18 protein-coding genes are annotated in these 20,397 nt (G+C 64.9%); 14 read left to right on the top strand and 4 right to left on the bottom strand.

Annotated elements, in window-relative coordinates; all coding sequences use genetic code 11:
• Positions 1–125: 125 nt before the first annotated feature.
• From QXZ85_RS22505 to QXZ85_RS22495, 3 genes are read left to right on the top strand one after another with little or no spacing between them, the layout of a single operon-like run.
• The gene (locus QXZ85_RS22505; protein ID WP_315705941.1) at positions 126–539 is read left to right on the top strand and encodes a MerR family transcriptional regulator; all 414 of its coding nucleotides are present in this window, start codon (positions 126–128) and stop codon (positions 537–539) included.
• Entirely contained in the window at positions 490–909 is a 420-nt protein-coding gene (locus QXZ85_RS22500) for a carboxymuconolactone decarboxylase family protein (protein WP_315705684.1), read from the top strand. The genes QXZ85_RS22505 and QXZ85_RS22500 overlap by 50 nt, the downstream gene beginning before the upstream one ends.
• Positions 906–1,733: an NHL repeat-containing protein gene (locus tag QXZ85_RS22495; protein ID WP_315705685.1), complete on the top strand. Its 828-nt coding sequence runs from the start codon at positions 906–908 to the stop codon at positions 1,731–1,733. The genes QXZ85_RS22500 and QXZ85_RS22495 overlap by 4 nt, the downstream gene beginning before the upstream one ends.
• Positions 1,734–1,750: 17 nt before the next feature.
• On the opposite strand, the gene QXZ85_RS22490 is transcribed toward QXZ85_RS22495, so the two are convergent.
• Positions 1,751–2,770, bottom strand: a complete 1,020-nt coding sequence (locus QXZ85_RS22490; protein WP_409977594.1) for an alpha/beta fold hydrolase — start codon at positions 2,768–2,770, stop codon at positions 1,751–1,753.
• A 111-nt stretch (positions 2,771–2,881) separates the two neighbouring features.
• A complete protein-coding gene (locus tag QXZ85_RS22485; RefSeq protein WP_315727918.1) occupies positions 2,882–3,580 on the bottom strand; it encodes a winged helix-turn-helix domain-containing protein in 699 nt (232 codons plus the stop codon).
• Between the two features lie 75 nt (positions 3,581–3,655).
• Between QXZ85_RS22485 and QXZ85_RS22480 the strand changes: the two genes are divergently transcribed.
• Positions 3,656–3,970 carry an NIPSNAP family protein gene (locus QXZ85_RS22480; RefSeq protein ID WP_315705687.1) on the top strand — a complete coding sequence of 105 codons (315 nt, stop codon included), beginning with the start codon at positions 3,656–3,658 and terminating at the stop codon, positions 3,968–3,970.
• 39 nt (positions 3,971–4,009) lie between these two features.
• On the top strand, positions 4,010–4,825 hold the full coding sequence (locus tag QXZ85_RS22475) for an isocitrate lyase/phosphoenolpyruvate mutase family protein (RefSeq protein ID WP_315743229.1): 816 nt from the start codon (positions 4,010–4,012) through the stop codon (positions 4,823–4,825).
• A 93-nt stretch (positions 4,826–4,918) separates the two neighbouring features.
• Here the strand turns inward: QXZ85_RS22475 and QXZ85_RS22470 are convergent, their stop codons facing one another.
• Positions 4,919–5,347, bottom strand: a complete 429-nt coding sequence (locus QXZ85_RS22470; RefSeq protein WP_315743228.1) for a hypothetical protein — start codon at positions 5,345–5,347, stop codon at positions 4,919–4,921.
• Positions 5,348–5,484: 137 nt separating this feature from the next.
• On the opposite strand from QXZ85_RS22470, the gene QXZ85_RS22465 reads away from it, so the two are divergent.
• Positions 5,485–6,129 (top strand): trimeric intracellular cation channel family protein, encoded by a 645-nt coding sequence (locus QXZ85_RS22465; protein WP_315705690.1) that lies wholly within the window; start codon positions 5,485–5,487, stop codon positions 6,127–6,129.
• A gap of 9 nt (positions 6,130–6,138) precedes the next feature.
• Here the strand turns inward: QXZ85_RS22465 and QXZ85_RS22460 are convergent, their stop codons facing one another.
• Complete coding sequence (locus QXZ85_RS22460) at positions 6,139–7,329, bottom strand: cytochrome c (RefSeq protein WP_315765039.1); 1,191 nt, start codon at positions 7,327–7,329, stop codon at positions 6,139–6,141.
• Between the two features lie 303 nt (positions 7,330–7,632).
• On the opposite strand from QXZ85_RS22460, the gene QXZ85_RS22455 reads away from it, so the two are divergent.
• The 8 genes from QXZ85_RS22455 (at position 7,633) to QXZ85_RS22420 (ending at position 20,309) form a co-directional block, all read left to right on the top strand.
• Positions 7,633–11,124 carry an indolepyruvate ferredoxin oxidoreductase family protein gene (locus tag QXZ85_RS22455; RefSeq protein WP_316174906.1) on the top strand — a complete coding sequence of 1,164 codons (3,492 nt, stop codon included), beginning with the start codon at positions 7,633–7,635 and terminating at the stop codon, positions 11,122–11,124.
• Between the two features lie 840 nt (positions 11,125–11,964).
• On the top strand, positions 11,965–13,122 hold the full coding sequence (locus QXZ85_RS22450; RefSeq protein ID WP_316174908.1) for a thiolase domain-containing protein: 1,158 nt from the start codon (positions 11,965–11,967) through the stop codon (positions 13,120–13,122).
• Entirely contained in the window at positions 13,122–13,511 is a 390-nt protein-coding gene (locus tag QXZ85_RS22445) for a Zn-ribbon domain-containing OB-fold protein (RefSeq protein WP_315705694.1), read from the top strand. The genes QXZ85_RS22450 and QXZ85_RS22445 overlap by 1 nt, the downstream gene beginning before the upstream one ends.
• Before the next feature lie 254 nt (positions 13,512–13,765).
• Positions 13,766–14,626 (top strand): MaoC family dehydratase, encoded by an 861-nt coding sequence (locus QXZ85_RS22440; protein WP_315705695.1) that lies wholly within the window; start codon positions 13,766–13,768, stop codon positions 14,624–14,626.
• Between the two features lie 130 nt (positions 14,627–14,756).
• A complete protein-coding gene (locus tag QXZ85_RS22435; protein ID WP_315705696.1) occupies positions 14,757–15,635 on the top strand; it encodes an SDR family oxidoreductase in 879 nt (292 codons plus the stop codon).
• Between the two features lie 110 nt (positions 15,636–15,745).
• A complete protein-coding gene (locus QXZ85_RS22430; protein WP_315705697.1) occupies positions 15,746–16,699 on the top strand; it encodes a dihydrodipicolinate synthase family protein in 954 nt (317 codons plus the stop codon).
• A 4-nt stretch (positions 16,700–16,703) separates the two neighbouring features.
• Entirely contained in the window at positions 16,704–17,507 is an 804-nt protein-coding gene (locus tag QXZ85_RS22425; protein ID WP_315705698.1) for an NUDIX hydrolase, read from the top strand.
• A gap of 120 nt (positions 17,508–17,627) precedes the next feature.
• A complete protein-coding gene (locus QXZ85_RS22420) occupies positions 17,628–20,309 on the top strand; it encodes a PAS domain S-box protein (RefSeq protein ID WP_316168765.1) in 2,682 nt (893 codons plus the stop codon).
• Positions 20,310–20,397 lie beyond the last annotated feature (88 nt).

Genomic DNA, 20,397 nt, shown 5'->3' with positions numbered 1-20,397 from the left:
CACCTGGCGCCAGCGAACTGCGGGTGAGGAGACTCCTGCCTTTTGACTCCGGCTTGAATCGCGCTTGACTTAGAGCGCGCTCGAAGTCGTATGTTCCTGAGCGTCGTGATGAGAGACAGGTGCTCATGAAGATCGGCGAGTTGGCCAAGCGGACCGAATTGACGGCTCATACGATCCGCTACTACGAGCGGATCGGGCTGCTTCCTGAGGTCGCGCGGGACCGGTCGGGCCGAAGAGACTATGATGCTTCGATCCTGACCTGGATCGCGTTCCTCACCCGTTTGAAGCAAACGGGCATGCCGATCCGCGAGATGCTGCGTTATGCAGCTTTCAGGGAACAGGGCGCTGGTACGGAGGCGCAACGACGCGAATTGCTCGAGAAGCATCGCGATCGCGTCCGTGCTCGCCTCGATGAGTTGAATGCCTGTCTTCTCATCCTCGATACCAAGATCGGCGGTTATGCCGATACGGAACAGAGGATGAAGTACTATGACGCAACTCTACCAGAACGGCGGCGAAAGCCGCTTCGAGCGCGGTAAGCGCGCGCTTGTCGAAATCGACGCGGAAGCGGGCGAGCGGGTCATCGCCGCGCTTGCCGACATTGCCCCGGACTTCGCCACCTATGTGATCGAATTCCCGTTCGGGGATATCTACTGCCGGCCGGGCCTCGATCTGCGTTCCCGCGAGATTGCCACGATCGCTGCGCTCGCGGCCATGGGCAATGCGACGCCCCAGCTGAAGGTCCACATCGAAGCCGGTCTTAATGTGGGGCTGACGCAGAAGGAGATCATCGAGGTTCTGATCCAGATGGCGGTCTATGCCGGATTCCCCGCGGCGCTCAACGGCCTGTTCGCTGCAAAGGACGTGTTCCGGGACCGTGCGACCGCCACGGCTGGGGCCACGTCGTGAGCACCACCCGCAGAACTCTGTTGGTCGGCGCGACCTCGCTGTCGGCGGTCGCCGCAGTCCCGCTGTCGACGACGCAAGCATCGCGGGCCGAACCGGTCCGCGCGGTGAAGCGTTATGAGGGGTTCAGCGCGCCGGTCGGCATGGCCTTCGATGCGGCGGGCAACCTTTATGTTGCCGAATGGAGCGCCGGCCGGGTTTCGCGCATCGCAGCGGACGGCACGCGGAAGGCGTTCGCGACGGGCTTGGAAGGGCCGGCCGGGCTTGCGATCGGGCCGGACGGCGCAATCTATGTCGGCTCCTATGCCCGCGATGAAATCTATCATTTCACGCCGGAGGGCCAGCGCAGTGTGTTCGTTGAAGGGCTGGCCACCCCGGCCGGGATCGGCTTCGACCGGTCGGGACGTCTGCTGATTGCCAATCGGCGGACCAACCAGGTTCTGGCCGTCACTGCCGACCGCCGTCTCGTGCCGGTCATCAGCGATCTGCAAACCCCGGTCGGCGTGGTGCAAAAGGCGGACGGTGGCTATGTCGTCGCCAACATCGCCGGTGGCATCACCATCGTTCGTGTCGACGGAAGCAGGGTCGAAGCCGGTCAGGGATTTCGCGCGCCCGGCGCCGGCATCGTGCAAACCAGCGGCGGGCGCGTATTTGTTGCCGATTACGGCGGCACGACGGTACGCGAAATCCTGATGAGCGGATCCTCGCAGGCCGTCGCCGATGGCTTCTCCAGTCCGGTCGGCCTGGTGCTGACCCCGGACCAGACGGCCCTGCTGACGGCGACTTGGGGAGACGGGTCGATCTACCAAATCGACGTCCCGCAATAGGATAACCGGCGCCGTCGTTACTTGCCGAGGAAGTCGAGCAGCAGCGCGTCGTACTTCTCTCGCGCTTCCAGGAACACCAGATGTCCTGTGTTGGGGATCACCTCGGCGCGGGCGTTGGGCATCAGCTTGGCGAGGGCGACCGCGAGCTCGGCGTTCTTGCCCATCTTGGCGCGCAGCGCTTCCGGGGCGTAAGGCCGCCCCGGCGCGTTGTGGTCGTCGGCGCCCATGATGAACAGGGTCGGCTGCGATACCAGCGGGATCTCATGGACCACCGGTTCGCGGTAGATCATCTGGTAGGAGGCGACGAAGGCGCGCAGCCAACGGGGATAATCGGCGCTGCCCTTGATGTTGAAGCGGGCCTCGATATAGGGCGCGATCTGGTCCGGCGGCAGTTTCAGCGCGTAGTTGGTCTCGAGCTGCTTGCGGTAGCCTTCCGCGGTCAACTTGGTCTCGGCTTCGATGATCTTCTCGGTCGGAACCGGCGGCACGAAGAAGCGGTAGTCTTCGAGCCCGATCGGCGCCGTCAACACCAGGTGCGCGACGCGGTCGGGGTAGGCGCGTGCGATGCGCACCGCGAGCATGCCGCCGGTCGAATGCGCCACCACTTCGGTCTTCGCGATCCCGAGATGGTCGAGCAGGGCCATGGTGTTGCGCGCGAGCGTGTCGAAATGCAGATCGCCCGATTGTTTTGAGGATTTGCCGAACCCGATCTGGTCCGGCACCACGACGCGGTAGCCTGCCTCCGTCAGCGTCTTGATCACCGGTGCCCAATAGCTCGACGGAAAATTCCGGCCATGCAGGAGCAGCGCGGTGCGGCCGTTCGGCTGCGCCGGCGCGACATCCATATAGGCCATCTGCAACTGCTCGCCGTCATTGACGACCGGGAAGAGCTGCACGGGATAGGGATAGGGGAAGCCTTCGAGGTTGATGCCGTAGGGTTCCTTGGGTTGAGGGTCCGCGGCAAAAGACGGCGAGGCGACGAGCACGGCGGCGCAGAGCAAGCCGAGGGTAAGACGGGACAGGGCAAGACGGATCATTGTGCTTCCGGCAAATCGAGAAATGGGACAGATCACTCGCCGCGCGAGCACGACAGGCGCTTCCCAGATAGGAGCAAGTTCACCGGTGCGCAGCTAAACTGCGCGTGATGGTCAGTTGTCCACCGGCCCGAACAGCTCGGCGAACCGCTTCTCGCCGGTGCGGCTGAAATTGACGACGCGGCTGCCGGGCGTGGGATCGCGCGCCGCCCATTTCAGCTCGGTGAAGCGCTTCATCAGCGCGGCGCCCAAGGTGCCCGCCAGATGATGGCGCCGCTCGCTCCAGTCGAGGCAGGCCTTGCATATGGGGCGCCGCGGATGGGCCAGCATATCGGGAGAAATCTGCAGATGCGTCGCCAGGAACTGTTCGCCTTCCGGGGTGAGGCTGATCTCCTGCTTGCGGTGGCGCACCAGCTTCCGGTCGGTCATGCTGTCGAGCATCTGCACGCCGAGATCGCCCGCGAGATGGTCGTAGCAGATGCGGGCGCGCCGCAGCGCCGGCTCCTTCGGCCCGGTGCGCACCCGCATATGACCGGCGCGCGCGGCAAGGCCGGCGAGCCGCTCGAGCACATCGGCGACATCGTTGTCGGCCAGCCGGTAGTAGCGGTGGCGGCCCTGCTTTTCCGGCTCGATCAGGCCGCCGGTCTCGAGCTTGGCCAGATGCGAGCTTGCGGTCTGCGGCGTCACGCCGGCTTCCTGCGCGAGCTCGGTCGCGGTCAGCGCACGCCCCGAGAGCAGCGCGATCAGCATGTTGGCGCGGGCGGGATCGCCGACCAGGGCGGCGACCATGGCAATGTCGGGTCCTGATTTCATGCTTCGATCTTAGCCGAAGCATCGATGCGCGGCAAGCGGGTAGATTGCGTGCGTCGCAATCCATCGGAGCTTGTCATGACCATCACCGTGTTCATCCGCTATCAGATCGATCCGTTCCAGCGCGACAAGTTCGAACGTTACGCGCAGCGCTGGCTGGCGATCATTCCGCGCTGCGGCGGCGAACTGATCGGCTATTTCATGCCGCATGAGGGCACCAACAACATCGCCTTCGGGCTGATTTCGTTCGACGGTCTCGCCGCCTATGAACGCTACCGGGCCGCCCTGCGGGACGACGAAGAGGCGCGCGCCAATTTCGCTTTCGCGGAACAGCACAAGCTCATTCTCGCCGAGCAACGCAGCTTCCTGCGCCAGGTGGTGGTCCCGGCTTGAGCGGGCCGCTAGCCTGCTGCCCTAAACAAGGAGGACGACATGATGGTTTCGACTGCGGACAAGCGCGCGACATTTCGCAGGATGCACGAGGCGGGCTGCTTCGTGCTGCCGAATCCGTTTGACGTCGGCAGCGCGAAAGCCCTGCAGCGCCTTGGCTTCAAGGCGATCGCCTCGACCAGCGCCGGCTTTGCCTGGTCGATCGGCAAGGCGGACAACCACGTCACCGTGGACGAGGTGCTCGCGCATCTGACCGCGCTCGCTGCGAGCGTCGACATTCCCGTCAACGCCGATTTCGAGGGCGGCTTTGCGCATGACACGGAGGGCGTCGTGGCCAATGTGACGCGCGCCGTTGCAACCGGCATCGCGGGGCTGTCGATCGAGGATTCCACCGGTGACAAGGCCAATCCGCTCTATGCGCGCGAACTTGCGGTCGCACGTATCAAAGCTGCGCGGCGCGCGATCGATGCGGCGGGCGGCGAGGTGCTGCTCACCGGCCGCTGCGAGGCCTTTCTGTGGGGCCAGCCCGACATCAAGCTCGTGACGGATCGGCTGATCGCCTATGCGGAGGCAGGCGCCGATTGCCTTTATGCGCCTGGGATCAAGACACGGGAGGAGATCGAGGCGGTGGTGAAGGCAGTGGCGCCGAAGCCGGTCAATCTCCTGATCGGCGCCTCCGGCCTGTCGCTGCGCGAGGCCGAGGCGCTCGGGGTTCGCCGCATCAGCGTCGGCGGCTCGCTGGCGCGCGTGGCCTGGGCCGGCTTCATGCGTGCGGCAAAAGAGATGGCGGAGCAGGGCACTTTCACCGAGCTTTCAGCGGGCTATCCCGGCGGCGAGCTGAACAAGCTGTTCGGGTAGGAATCGCCTGCATATGAGAGCGCGGCGGTGAGAGGCTCACCGCCGCGCTTGTCATCACAACTTCGTCTTCACATCCACTGTCGCGAGCGCGCGTCAGTGCGTGTTGTTGTTCTGTCCGGTCGGCTGCGGCGCCGACTGATCGACGTCCGAGCCGCCCTGCTGCTGCGAAGGGGTCGGCTGCGCGGGCCGGTTGCTGGCCGCACCGGTGGTCACGCCGGGCGCAGTGTTCGGCGCGGGGCTGTTCGGAGCCGGCTGGGTGGCGGCCGACTTGGTCGGCGGCGGATTGCTGGCCTGGTCGTGGTTCGACGAGTTGCTCAGGCCATAGAAGACGGCACCGAGCAGGATCGCGATGCCGAGCGCATAGGCTGCGATCTTTCCTCCCGAAGTCCGGCCTTCGCTGAGTTCTGGATCCGGCTGCATCTGGCTGTCGGTCTGGGCCGCGCGGTTATACTCGGTGTCGGTCATTGCAGGATCGCTCATTGCCGGCCGATACGGATCGTTCGGAAAGCGTTCGTTGGCCATGTTCATCTCCTCTTCTTCTGTGCCGGGACAACCAGCGCCTCCGCTGGCCGTTCCCGGAACTGCGGCGGTTCCGCGCCCTGGCCAGGGTGCCGCCACAGCTTTAAGTTCCCAGGCAAGAATCGACTTCGGAGCTTGCGATGTGGAACCTGCCGCCATCGGACAGCGTGCTGCACCTGCTGTCGTGGGTGGCACTGGCGGCGCAGGCCATGACGGCCGCGCTGGCGGCGGGACGCCGCAGCATGGACTGGATGGGCGTGTGCCTGCTCGGCGCGATCACCGCGCTTGGTGGCGGCACCCTGCGCGACGTGCTGCTCGGCCATTACCCGCTGGTCTGGGTCGAGCGGCCGTCCTATCTCGCACTCACGGTGCTCGCGCCGTTTGTGACCATCGCGATGGCGCGCTTGGTGCATCGGTTGACCACCGCCTTCCTGGTGCTGGACGCGATCGGGCTCGTGGTGTTCACGATGGCCGGCTGCGACGTGGCCTGGCAGATGGATGTCTCATTCGGCATCGTGATCGTCGCCGGCATGATCACCGGCTGCGCGGGTGGCGTGTTGCGCGACATCCTGTGCAACGACGTGCCGCTGCTGTTCCGCGCCGAGCTCTACGCCAGCGTCTCGCTGTTGACGGGGCTCGTCTACGCCACCGGCTTTGCGCTGAATGCCGGCGGTGAGCTGTGGACCATCATGACCTTCATCTTCGGTCTGAGCTTCCGGCTGCTTGCGATCCGCTACAAATGGAATATGCCGAAATTCGTCTTCACCGGCGAGGAGCGGAGCTGAACCGAGCGATCAGGGCCGTATGCGCCGGACGTCGTCGGCGCTCACGGTCGGCGCGGCGTTGCCCCAGGCATTGCGGATGTAGGTCGCGACGTCCGCGATCTGCTGGTCGGTGAGCTCCCGCGCATAAGCCGGCATCGGCGGTGCGTTCGGCGCGCGCGTCATGACTGCATTTTGGGTGCCGTCGAGGACGACGCGGAGCGTGCTGAGCGGGTCGCCGGATTGCAGCAGCGCATTGCCGGGGAGTGGCGGCGTGACGCCTGGAGCGCCGGTGCCGTCCGCCTGGTGGCAGCTGATACAGGCACGCGCGTAGACGGTCTGTCCCGCGATCATCGTGGCATCCGAGGGCGGGGAGATCGTCGCTTCAGACGAGCCGGCCGGCAGCTCCTTGAGGTAGACCGCGATCGCGCGCAGGTCGGCGGCCTCCATCTTGGACGTCGAACGCGCGATCACCTCCGCCATCGGTCCGGCCGCATGGCTCTTCGCATTGCGGCCGGTCTTGAGGTAGTCGACGATATCGTCGACGCTCCAGCGCTTCAATCCGCTGCGCGGCGCGTTGTCCAGGCGCGGCGCGAACCAGCCGGCGACGCGGTTGCCGCGATAGGCTGCACGGCGCTTCTCGGCGCCGAACAGGTTCTTGGGTGTGTGGCAGGCGCCGCAATGGCCGAGCCCTTCGACCAGGTAGCCGCCGCGATTCCACTCGGCGCTCTTGCCCTGATCGGGCTCGAACAGGCCAGGCTTGAGGAAGACGTAATTCCACAGCCGCAGCAGCGGCCGGTAGCCATAGGGAAAGCGCAGCTCGGGGCTGGCTACCTTGTTGCTCACCGCGGGTAGCGAGGCCAGATAGCTCCTGATCGCCAGGATGTCGTTGCGGACCAGCTTGGTGAAATGCGGGTAGGGGAAGACGGGATAATAGCGTGCTCCGTTCGGCGCCACGCCCTCGCGCAGCGCGCGCCGGAAATCGTCGTCGCTCCAGGCTCCGATGCCGGTGTCCCGATCGGAGGTGAGGTTGGGCGCGGTGATCGTGCCGAACGGTGTCTCGATCCGCTTGCCGCCGGCAAAGGGCCTGGCGGAATCGGTGGTGTGGCAACCGCCGCAGTCACCGATGGTGGCGAGCATCTCGCCGCGGGCGATCTCCTCGGCGGGATCGGCATGGGCCGCTGATGCGGTGCACAATAATAGACCCAGCAGAATCGCCCGCATGCCCCGCTCAGCTCTTCATGCCCTGACAACCTTCATCCTACGTTATAGCGCAGCGCGCCATGAAAGCGAGCGTCACGCCGTTTCGTGGGACCCGGGCTTCCCGACAGAAACCGCAACGGCGTGCGCAGCTTTCGCCATGAAATTGCGATTTGCTACACCATTACAAATGCATCGATATTTCTGGTGCGCGCGGCGGGAAAGCCGACATAGACTACATAAGTATACAGATGCGCGCGGGCGCACCGCCTCGATTGAAGCGAGGAGCTGCCGGCGCGACAGGCTGAAGGACGGCAAGAGGGCGGAATGGGACTCAACGAGAGCGCAATCAATCTCGATCAGAAATACACCGCTGACACCGGCCATATCTTCCTGACCGGCATCCAGGCCCTGGTGCGGCTGCCGATGGCCCAGATCCGGCGTGACCGCGCCGCGGGCCTCAAGACTGCGGGCTTTATCTCCGGCTATCGCGGCTCGCCGCTCGGCGGCTACGACCAGCAGCTGTTCTCGGCACGCAAGCATCTCGAGCAGTACAACATCAAGTTCCAGCCCGGCGTGAACGAGGATCTGGCGGCGACCGCGATCTGGGGCTCGCAGCAGCTGCATCTGTCGCCGGGCGGAAAATACGACGGCGTGGTCGGCATCTGGTACGGCAAGGGCCCCGGCGTCGACCGCTGCGGCGATGTCTTCCGCCACGGCAACGCGGCGGGCTCGGCCAAGAACGGCGGCGTGCTGTGTCTGGCCGGCGACGACCACGGCGCCAAATCCTCCACCGTGCCGCATCAATCGGACCACGCCTTCATCTCCGCTTTGATGCCCTATCTCTATCCGTCCTCGATCCACGAGATGATCGAGATGGGCCTGCTTGGGATTGCGATGTCGCGCTATTCCGGCTGCTGGGTCGGCATGAAGGTGATCACCGAGACGGTGGAGACCACGGCCGAGATCAATCTCAATGACGAGATGACGCCGTTCGTCATCCCGACCGATTTCGAAATGCCGCCGGGCGGATTGAACCTGCGCTGGCCCGACGACCGCTTCGAGCAGGATCGCCGGCTGCAGGACTACAAGGGCTTCGCCGCGATCGCCTTCGCCCGCGCCAACAAGGTCAATCGCGTCACGATGGATTCGCCGAACGCACGCTACGGCATCATGGCGTCCGGCAAGAGCTATGAGGATGTCCGCCAGGCGCTGCGCGAGCTCGGCATCACCGAGGAGGTCGCCGCCAAGATCGGCCTAAGGCTCTACAAGATCGGCATGCCCTGGCCGCTGGAGCCGGAAGGTGTCAGGCAGTTCGCGGTGGGGCTCGAGGAGATCTTCATCGTCGAGGAGCGGCGCGAGATCGTCGAGAACCAGGTCAAGCAGGAGCTGTTCAACTGGCGCGACGACGTCCGCCCGCGCATCATCGGCAAGATGGACGACCACGACAAGCGCTTCCTGCCCTTCGCCGCCGAGCTGAGCGTGGCCTCGCTGGCGAGCTCGCTCACGGAGCGCCTGCTGCGGCTAGACCTCAATCCCGAGATCGCGCAGATGCTGCGCGCGAAAGCCGACTGGTTCAACGGCCGCGAGGCCTCGCAGATGCAGCTGACCTCGCCGGTGGCGCGCACGCCGTATTTCTGCTCCGGCTGTCCGCACAACACCTCGACCAAGGTGCCCGAAGGCAGCCGCGCCATGGCCGGCATCGGCTGCCACTTCATGTCGCTGTGGATGAACCGCAACACCGAGACCTTCACCCATATGGGCGGCGAGGGCGTGCCGTGGGTCGGCATCGCGCCGTTCACCGAGGAGAAGCACATCTTCGCCAATCTCGGCGACGGCACCTACTTCCACTCGGGCAGCCTCGCGATCCGCCAGGCGATCGCCTCCAAGGCCAACATCACCTACAAGATCCTCTACAACGACGCGGTCGCGATGACCGGCGGCCAGCGCCATGACGGCGACCTGTCGCCGCAGCAGATCACCTTCCAGCTCCATGCCGAGGGCATCCGCGAGATCTACCTGGTCTCGGAAAATCCCGACGCCTATGCGCCGGAGACGATCGCCCCCGGCGTGAAGACCGCCCACCGCGACGAGCTCGATCACGTGATGAAGACCCTGCGCGAGACCAAGGGCGCGTCCGCCATCGTCTTCGTGCAGACCTGCGCCGCCGAGAAGCGCCGCCGCCGCAAGCGCGGCACGATGGAGGACCCGCAGCGCCGCATCTTCATCAATCCCGCGGTCTGCGAAGGCTGCGGCGACTGCTCGGTGCAGTCGAACTGCATCTCGGTCGAGCCGCTGGAAACCGAGCTCGGCCGCAAGCGCGTCATCAACCAGTCCTCCTGCAACAAGGACTATTCCTGCGTGAAGGGCTTCTGCCCGTCCTTCGTCACCATCGACGGCGGCAAGCCGCGCAGCCGCGCGCCGGCCGAGCTCGGCGAGATCGGCGCGCTGCCGGAGCCCGCGACCAAGCCGTCGCTCGATCGCCCGTACAATGTCGCGGTCGGCGGCGTCGGCGGTACGGGTGTCTTGACGATCGGCGCGCTGCTTGGCATGGCCGCCCATATCGAGGGCAAGGCCTCGATGATCCTGGACATGTCGGGCCTGGCGCAGAAGGGCGGCGCGGTGCTGAGCCATGTCCGTCTCTCCGAGCACACCGCTGATGTGACCTGCTCGCGCATCGTCACCGGCACCGCGGATCTCGTGATTGCCGCCGATGAGGTCGTGGCCGGCTCCAAGGAGACGATCACGCTGTGCGATTCGTCACGCACTTGCGGTGTGATCAACAGCCACGTGATCCCGACGGCGGATTTCGTGCTCAACCGCGACTACAACTTCCAGAACCGCAAGGTGACCAGCATCCTGGAGACCGCGCTGCGCAAGGACTCCAGCTTCCTCGATTTCACCCATCCCGCCGAAGCACTGCTTGGCGACGCCATCGCCACCAACATGATGATGATGGGGTACGCCTATCAGAAGGGGCTGTTGCCGCTCTCGGCCGAAGCGATCGAGAAGGCGATCGAGATCAACGGCGTCGCGATCAAGATGAACACCGAGGCGTTCCGGCTCGGCCGTCTTGCCGTGGTCGATCCCGCGCGTCTCGACGCGATGATGACGGGACATGACGAGGTCGCCGCGCCGAAGCCGCTGGAGGCGATGACGCTCGACGAGATCATCGCGCATCGCACCGCATTCCTGACCGACTACCAGAACGCGCGGCTCGCCAAGCGCTACCGCAAACTGGTCGATCAGGTCCGCGAGGCCGCCGACAAGGGCGGCTACGGCGAGGCGCTGCCGCGGGCGGTGGCCGTCAACTATGCCAAGCTGCTCGCCTACAAGGACGAGTACGAGGTGGCGCGGCTGTTCTCCGACGGCACTTTCGAGAAGCAGCTCCATGACGCGTTCGAAGGCGACTACAAGATCAGCTTCAATTTGGCGCCGCCGATCCTGAACTCCGGCGTCGATGCGCTGGGCCGGCCGAAGAAGCGCAGCTTCGGCCCGGGCATGATGAAAATGTTCCGGCTGCTTGCCAAGCTGAAGGGACTGCGCGGCACGCCGCTCGACATCTTCGGCTATGCGGCCGAGCGCAAGATGGAGCGCAACCTGATCGCCGGCTACGAGAAGGACGTAGCGACGGTGCTGAACCTATTGTCGCCGGCCAATGTCGAGATCGCGGTGGAGCTGTTGTCGCTGCCCGATCGCATCCGCGGCTACGGCCCGGTGAAGGAGAAGGCGGTGCAGGAGGCGAAGCTTCGCTACGCCCAGCTCGCCGCCGACCTCGCCAGCCCGCCGCCCGCGCCGCGGCAGATGGCGGCGGAGTAGGGCAACACTCCGTCATTTCGGGCTCGACACTTCGTGTCGCCCCGGAATGACGGTGGCCGGAGTGCTCAACGCGAGGTTCGGCTTGTACGCTCAATAGTTCGGAAGGGCAGGTGCATATTTGCCGTGCGCGCACTGCCCGTCGGGCACAACGGGCTGCAAGATTTCGCTTTACGAAAATCAGAAATTGTGTTTTGATGTGCGCATCCCGCCTCACCACGGAGGGGCGTTGCGCGCGATCGTCACGACACGCGAGGCGGGGAGGCGATGGCCGCGATGAAGCCGCAGCGCATCTTTGGATGCGCGGACGAACGGCAACATGCGGACGTGAAGTCGCAGGGTCCTGATACCCCGACGCTGGTATCACGCGCGTGACAATGCTCCGCATTGCACGGGCTATGGTGGCCAGAAAGCCCGGCGCACCAGGGAGACTGCGTATAAGCGTGAAAACCATCGCGCAGGGAAGGCCGGGCGTTCTCGGCTGCACCTGTGGTACCTGCCGCCTGCATCTTTTTTAGCAGGCGGGCCGCAGGCGTCAGCCGACGCCTGGCCTTCCCTGCGCCCTTCGATTTTTCAAGGGTGAGCGAGATCAGCATGACCCGGGCAGTATCTGCCGCGGGAGCGCGGCGCCGTGTGTTGCGAGATCGTCCGATTCACACGCTGTCATTCCGGGCTCGCGCGTTCCGCGCGCCCCCGAATGACAGCCAAAGAAGTGCACCGGTGTGTCAGACGTCGCGTATCGCCATCTCCACCGCGCGGAATATTTTCACCGCTTGCCAAGCTCTATCTAACGGTCCAAAAAATCTCCAACCACAAGGGACGAAACGCCAAGCGGAGAGAGTATTGACCATCAAGGGCAAGGCCTACATCGCCGGGATCTATGAGCATCCGACCCGGCATGCACCTGACAAATCCACCGCACAGCTGCATGCGGAAGTCGCCAAAGGCGCGATCGAGGATGCCGGGCTCAGTGTCCAGGACGTGGACGGCTATTTCTGCGCCGGCGACGCGCCGGGCGGGCTGTGGCCGATGGTCGACTATCTCGGCCTCGACACCAAGAGGCTGCGCCACGTCGACTCCACCGAGACCGGCGGCTGCTCCTATCTGATCCATGTCGGCCATGCGGCCGAGGCGATCGCCGCCGGCAAGTGCTCGGTCGCGCTCATTACGCTGGCGGGCAAGCCGCGCACCGGTCCGATGCCGCCGCGCGCCGCCGGCGCCGAGGCCGATTTCGAGATGGCCTATGGTGCCACGACGCACAACGCTTACGGCATGTGCGCCATGCGGCACATGCACGACTACGGCACCACAAGCGAGCAGCTCGCCTGGATCAAGGTCGCGGCCTCGCATCACGCGCAGTACAATCCGCATGCGATGCTGAAGGAGGTCGTCACGGTCGAGGACGTCCTGAACTCCCCCATGATCTCCGATCCGCTGCACCGGATGGATTGCTGCGTGGTGACCGATGGCGGCGGCGCGCTGATCGTGACGTCTCCCGAGATCGCAAGAAGCCTGAAGAAGCCGTTGGTGCGACTGATCGGCCACGGCGAGGCGATGAAGGGCCCGCGCGGCGGCAAGGATCTCGATCTCACTTATTCCGCCGGCGTCTGGTCCGGCCCGCGCGCCTTCGAGGAGGCGGGCGTGACGCCCAAGGACATCAAATACGCCTCGATCTATGACAGCTTCACCATCACCGTGTTGATGCAGCTCGAGGACCTCGGGTTCTGCAAGAAGGGCGAGGGCGGCAAGTTCGTCGCCGACGGCAATCTCATCTCGGGCGTCGGCAAGCTGCCGTTCAACACCGATGGCGGCGGCCTCTGCAGCAACCATCCGGTCAACCGCGGCGGCATGACCAAGGTGATCGAGGCTGTGCGTCAGCTGCGCGGCGAAGCCCATCCGAAGGTGCAGGTGCCGAACTGCGATCTCGCCATTGCCCACGGCACCGGCGGCCTGCTCGGCGTCCGCCACGCCGCCTCGACCTGCATTCTGGAGCGCGTGTGATGTCTGAAGCGAAGAAATATCCGGCCCCCGTCACCAATCCCGAAACAAAGGCGTTCTGGGACGCTGCGGCCGAGGGCAGGTTCATGATCAAGCGCTGCACGGCATGCGGCGAGGCGCATTATTTTCCGCGCTCGATCTGCCCGTTCTGCTTCTCGGACCAGACCGTGTGGGAGCAGAGCTCGGGCGAGGGGGTGATCTACACCTTCTCGATCATGCGGAAGTCCCCGACCGGTCCTTATGCGATCGGCTACGTGACGCTGAAGGAAGGCCCGTCGCTGCAGACCAATTTCGTCGATTGCGATTTCGATGGTTTGAAGATCGGCCAGAAGGTGAAGGTGGTGTTCAGGCCGACCGACGGCGCCCCGCTGCCGTTCTTCACGCCGGTGTAGTGCGTGAGGGAAACATGCGGGCCCGTACCGCCATTGCGAGCGAAGCGAAGCAATCCTGCGGCCAAGCAGGACATCTGGATTGCTTCGTTGCTTCGCTCTTCGCAATGACGGAGCCGCGAGTAGCGTCGTGGTCGTAGGGTGGGCAAAGGCGTGGCGCGCCGTGCCCACCGTTCCAACATGATGAAGTCGGTGGGCACGCTTCGCTTTGCCCACCCTACGAAGCCAAAGAATGACTTCGGGAGGTAACTGACAAGATGCCGATCAACTATGATGAGCTGATGGCCCTGAAGAACATCGGCCAGACATATGCCTACAGCGATCGCGAGGTGATGCTCTATGCCTACGGCATCGGCATGGGCGCCGACCCGATGGACGAGAGGGAGCTGGCGTTCGTCAATGAGGCCTGCGCGGAGCCTCGGCCGCTGAAGGTGGTGCCGACTTTCGCCTCCGTCGCCGCCTGGGGCGCCGGCCCCGGCGAGATGAATCTGAATCGCGTGCTGGTGGTCGACGGGGAGCGCGACATCACCTTCCACAAGCCGTTGGCGGTCGCAGCGAAGATCACCGCGGACTCTTCGGTGCTGGCGGTCTCTGACAAAGGCAAGGACAAGGGCGCCGTCATCCGTCACCAGACCGTCCTGCGCGACGAGAGCGGCGTGGCTTTGGCGACACTGGTGGCTTCGCGCTTTGCGCGCGGTGACGGCGGCTTCGGCGGCCCGTCCGGCGGCATCCCCGATCCGCATCCGGTGCCGGCCCGCGCGCCGGATCTCAGCGTCGACATCTCCACGCGGCCCGATCAGGCGCTGGTCTACCGCCTCTGCGGCGACCGCAATCCGCTGCATTCCGATCCCGAGTTTGCGCGGCGCGCCGGTTTCCCGCGGCCGATCCTGCACGGCATGTGCACTTACGGCATCACGTGCCGTGCCGTGCTGCAGACCTATGCCGACTACGATCCGGTCGCGTTCAAGCAGCACGCGGCGCGGTTCTCTTCGCCTGTCTTTCCCGGCGAGACCGTCACGGTCGATCTCTGGAAGGACGGTAATGTCATTTCATTCGAGGCGAGGGTGAAGGCCCGGGGTGTCACGGTAATCAAGAACGGCAAGACGATGTTGAAGTGATTGGGGCCGTCATTCCGGGGCGCGCGTGAAACGCGCGAGCTCGGAATCCATAACTACGATCCTGAGTATGGATTCCGGGCTCATCGCTTCGCGATGCCCCGGAATGACAACAAGGGTAAGGAGACGCACCATGGGATTGCTCGACGGCAAGGTGGCGCTGATCACGGGCGCAGGCGGTGGCCTGGGCGAAGCCTATGCGAAACTGTTCGCGCGCGAGGGCGCCGCTGTGGTCGTCAACGATCTCGGTGGTCCGCGCGACGGCTCCGGCTCGGACCTGTCGATGGCGGAGAAGGTGGTGGCCGCGATCGAGGCCGAAGGCGGACGGGCGGTCGCGAACGGCGCCGACATCTCGACCATGGCGGGCGGGCAATCCGTGTTCGACGATGCGATCCGGCATTTCGGCCGTGCCGACATCCTGGTTAACAACGCCGGCATCCTCCGCGACCAGACCTTCGCCAAGGCGAACGAAGCCGATTGGGACAAGGTGATCCAGGTGCACCTCAAGGGCACGTTCTGCTGCACGCTTCCGGTGTTCCGCTGGATGCGCGAGAACGGCGGCGGGGTGATCGTCAACACGTCATCCACCTCGGGCCTGATCGGTAATTTCGGCCAATCCAACTACGGCGCGGCCAAGGGCGGCATCTGGGGCCTTTCCAATGTGCTCGCGATCGAGGGCCGCAAATACAACATCCGGGTGTGGACCTTGGCGCCGGGCGCGCTGACCCGGATGACCGAGGACCTGCCGCGCTACAGGGAGAATCCCTCCGCGGCGCTTGGTCCTGAGGGCATCGCGCCGGCCGTGCTTTACATGGTCAGCGACCTCTCGGGCGATCAGACCGGCAAGGTGCTCGGCGTCTCCGGCCCGCGCGGCGTCCGAGAGATGCGGATGATGGAGATGGAGGGCTGGAAGCCGCCGTTCGCCGGCTGGAAGGCCGAGGATATTGCCGCCCACGCAGACGAGATATTCTTTTCCGAAGCGGACATCAGGAAGTCCGCGCGGCGGTTCTAGGTTATACGTCGTTCCGGGACGGTCCGAAGGACCGGACCCGGAACCTCGAGATTCCGGGTTCGCCTCTAATCGAGGCGCCCCGGAATGACACGCTGACAAAGAGGCTCCCGATGAAACTCACCGCCGATGCCAAGGGCACCTTCGCGATCGCGCCGACGCCGTTCCATGATGACGGCCGGATCGACCACGCCTCGATCGACCGCCTGGTGGATTTCTACGCGGAGGCCGGCTGCGACGGCATCACGGTGCTCGGGATCATGGGCGAGGCGCCGAAGCTGGATGCGGCCGAGGCGGCGGAGGTCGCGATCCGCTTCGTCAAGCGGGCCAAAAATATGCAGATCATCGTCGGCGTGTCCTCACCCGGATTTGCTACCATGCGCGCGCTGGCGAGGGCCACGATGGATGCCGGGGCGGCAGGCGTGATGATTGCGCCGCCGCCCAGCCTCCGCACCGACGACCAGATCACCGGCTATTTCAAGCAGGCGCAGGAGACGATTGGCGAGGACGTTCCCTGGGTGCTGCAGGACTATCCACTGACGCTCAGTGTCGTGTTCACGCCGGCGGTGATCCGGAAGATCGTGATGGATAGTCCGTCCTGCGTGATGCTCAAGCATGAGGACTGGCCGGGCCTGGAGAAGATCTCGGCGCTGCGCGGCTTCCAGAAGGATGGCTCGCTCAAGCCGCTCTCGATCCTCTGCGGCAATGGCGGGCTGTTCCTGGATTTCGAGATGGAGCGGGGCGCCGACGGCGCGATGACCGGCTATGCCTTCCCGGAGATGCTGGTCGACGTGGTGAAGTTGTCCAAGGCGGGCAAGCGCGACGCCGCACATGATCTGTTCGACGCGCATCTGCCGTTGGTCCGCTACGAGCAGCAGCCGGGCGCGGGCCTCGCGGTGCGCAAATATGTGCTGCAAAAGCGCGGCGCGATCGCTTCTGCCGCGCAGCGCAAGCCGGCATCCGGCATCAGCGCTGCTGCAAAGGCCGAGGTGGACTATCTGCTCTCGCGCGTGGCGCGCCACGACCGCCGGGCCAATCTGCAACCGCAAGCCAGCGCTGCGGAGTAAAGCGATGACTGAACCCGCCGCGATCCGTTCCGCCTCGACGGTGCTCCTGCTGCGCGACAGCGCCGAAGCGGGCGAGATCGAGGTGTTCATGATGGTGCGTCACCATCAGATCGAGTTCAACTCGGGTGCGTTGGTGTTTCCCGGCGGCAGCGTCGACAAGGCGGACCAGGCGGTCGCGGCGCGACCCGAGTTCTATTCGGGCGGCGAGGGCCTGGATGCGGACACGCTCGGCTTCCGCATCGCCGGCATCCGCGAGACCTTCGAGGAGAGCGGCATCCTGCTCGCGCGACCGCAAGGCGCGGCCACGCTGATCGATGCGGAACGGGCGCGCGAGATCGAGGCGGGCCATCGCGCGGCGCTCTGCGAAGGCAAGACGAGCTTTCTCGATGTGATCAGCAGCAACGGCATCGTGCTCGCGCTCGATGCCCTCGTGCCCTATGCGCATTGGATCACGCCGGAAGGCATGCCCAAGCGGTTCGATACCTGGTTCTTCCTGGCCGCGGCGCCACCGGATCAACTCGGTGCCCATGACGGCAAGGAATCTACCGACTCGATCTGGCTCTCTCCGCGTGAGGCATTGGCCGGCGGCGAGGATGGCCGCTTCAAGCTGCCATTCCCGACCACGCGCAACCTGATCAGGCTCGGCCAGCAAGCCGGTGTCGCAGCCGCGCTGGCGGCGGCGCGGGAGATGAACATCGTCACCGTGATGCCGGTCATGACCAAGACCGCCGATGGCGGTCGCCAACTGCGCATCCCCCGGGACGCCGGCTATGATGGCGAGGTCTTTGCGTTCGGGCCGGCCGGCTGATCGGGCATTGAATTCGCCGGGCCGAAAGGTATAATTGTTCTTTATTTGTTCTCGCGATGATCGCGTCGCCCGTATATAATAGGGTTCCGTAGTGCGGATCCCAGCGCGTATACCATGCGTATGCCAGCAGCCTTGGCGGCAGTTTTGAAGCGTATCCGACCGAAGTCGCTGTCCATCGGTCAGTTGACCTTTGGCAGCTTTCTTCTGCTGCTCGCCGTCATCACCGCCACCAGCATGGCGAGCGTGATCGCGATCCGCCATATCGATGCGACCTTTGCCGAGTTGCAGCGGTTGCAGGATGTCGGCGACCTCTCCGAGGAGATCGACCGCCGCATGAACGAGCTTCGGCTGGCGGCGCGTGACTTCGTCACCGATCCGGGAGCGCGCTCCGATCGGGTCGAGCAGGCCGCCACCGAGCTCGGGACGCTTCTGAAGAAGACCCGGCTTGGGCTCGCGCCCGAGCAGCAGGTCACGATCGACGGTGTCGCGCAGCGGCTCGCCAATTATCGCGAGGGCATCGATCGCATCAGCGCCTTGATCGCCCATCGCGCTGAGCTTCTCGCCACGCTCCCGGCCGCCCGGGTGCAGTTCGAGGCGGCGATCGCCGATAATCCGGATCGGATGACGGCGCGGGCGCTGTTCCGGTTGCAGAACCAAGTGGGCTCGGCGCTGCTGGCGCGCGATCCTGCCGATGCCGAGCAGGCTGCGCGCAGCATGCGGGCGCTGCAAATCGATGGTCCTGCGCTGCGTTCGGCGACCGACCGCTACGCCGACGCCATCATTGCGATCGCCGGGACCGAGGACGAGATCGCGCGGCTCGACAAGGAAGTGCTGGGGACCGAGGGGCGGCTGATCGGGCGCGTCACCGAGCTGTTGCGGTCGCTCAGTGCCCAGCAGGGCCGCGTCCTGTCGCGCGATTTCGCCCGCACGCTCGCCGAGACGAAGTGGCAGAGCATCATCCTCGGCGCGGCCGGCGTCCTGATCGGCATCTTTGCAGCACTCTTCGTGGTCCGCCGCACGGTGCGGCCGCTCGCCTCTATTGCGGGGTCGATTCGCTCACTGGCCGCAGGCGAGAAGGACACTTCGATTCCGCAGACCGATGTCGACAACGAGATCGGCGATATTGCCCGTGCAGCAGAAGTGTTTCGCCGGACTTTGCAGGAAGCCGACGCGGCGCGCGAGGCCGCCGTGCGTGCGCTCGCCGAGCAGCGGCTGGCCGAAGAAAGCTATCGCAAGCTGTTCGAGGCCTCGATCGACGGCATCTACGTCACTACGCCCGGCGGCCTCGTGCTCGACGCCAATCCTGCGCTCGCCAGGATCATGGGGTACGACACGGCCAGTGAGCTGATCACCAGCGTCAACGATATCGCCGATACGATCTATGTGCATGCCTCCGCGCGCGAAGAATATCAGCGGCTGATGCGGCGCAACGGCATGGTGCGCGAGTTCGAATACCAGGTGCGTAGGCGCGATGGCGATATCCGCTGGCTGTCGGATAGCGGAACGGTGGTGCGTGACGAAAGCGGCGAGGGGATCCGCTACGAGGGCATTATCCGCGACATTACCGATCAGAAGCGCGCGGAGGACGCGATCGCGGAAGCGCGCAAGCTGCTGCAACAGGTCATCGACACCGTGCCCGCCGTCATCAACGTCAAGGATCGCAACCTGCGCTATGTGCTCATGAACCGCTACATGGCCGGCATCTTCAAGGTCGAGCCCGAGGAAGCGCTGGGCCATACCACCGGCGAATTGATGGTGCGTTATGGTGCAAGCAAGACCGACGGGAACGACAAGCGGGTGCTTGCGACCCGATCCGGACTCGGCTTTTACGAGGAGGAGTATCTCGACGCGACCGGCAGTATGCGGCAATGGCTGGTCAACAAGCTGCCGATCCTGGATGCCGATGGCGAGGTCGACAGGATCGTCACCGTCGCGCTCGACATCTGCGAGCGCAAGAAGAGCGAGCAGGAGATGCGCAAGGCGAAGGAGGCGGCTGAGACCGCGCTGCGCAACTTGCGGGAGACGCAGGCCTCGCTGATCGAGGCCGAGAAGCTCGCCGCCCTCGGGCGCATGGTTGCCGGTGTCGCCCACGAGATCAACAATCCCGTCGGCATCAGCCTGACAGTTGCCTCGGCGCTCGAACGCAAGACGGAGCGTTTCGGCGAGGAGGTCGCGCGCGGTGAACTCCGCCGTTCCTCCTTGAACGATTTCCTCGAGACCAACCGCGACGCGGCAGGACAGCTTGTCGCGAATTTAAACCGCGCTGCCGAATTGATCCAGTCGTTCAAGCAGGTCGCAGCCGACCGCAACTATTCCGATCAGCGCACCTTCGACCTTGCCGATCTGACTGAACAGGTCGTGATGAGTCTGCGGCCAAGCCTGCGCAAGCACAATCTGACGCTCAACGTCGACTGTCAGCCGAACCTGATCATGAACAGCCATCCTGGCCCGTATGGCCAGGTGTTGACCAATCTGTTCCTCAACGCTGTCGCGCACGCGTTTCCCAACGGACGGCCTGGTCTGATCGAAATCCGTGCACGCGAGTCGGGCCGGGATAATGTCGAGATCATTTTCTCCGACGATGGTTGCGGCATGAGCCTCGATGTGCGCCGCCGCGCGTTCGATCCGTTCTTCACCACCCGCCGCGACCAGGGCGGTACCGGGCTTGGACTGCACATCGTCCACAACATCGTCACCAATCGGCTCGGCGGCCGGCTCGAACTCGATTCCGAGCCTGGGGCTGGCACGCGGATCCAGATCATTCTGCCGCGTGTCGCGCCGTTGGAGCAGGCCGCCGAGTAGGCAAGGCGCGCGGCTTCGATGGTGCTTCGTTCGCGCTGCTTTGCGGGAAGAGCAGCCGGGTTTCCTTTGCACCGCGTCTTGACTGTCA

The organism is Bradyrhizobium sp. SZCCHNGR1005 (genome assembly GCF_032489995.1).
Taxonomy (GTDB): domain Bacteria; phylum Pseudomonadota; class Alphaproteobacteria; order Rhizobiales; family Xanthobacteraceae; genus Bradyrhizobium.
This window is presented reverse-complemented; position numbering and strand designations above follow the sequence as displayed.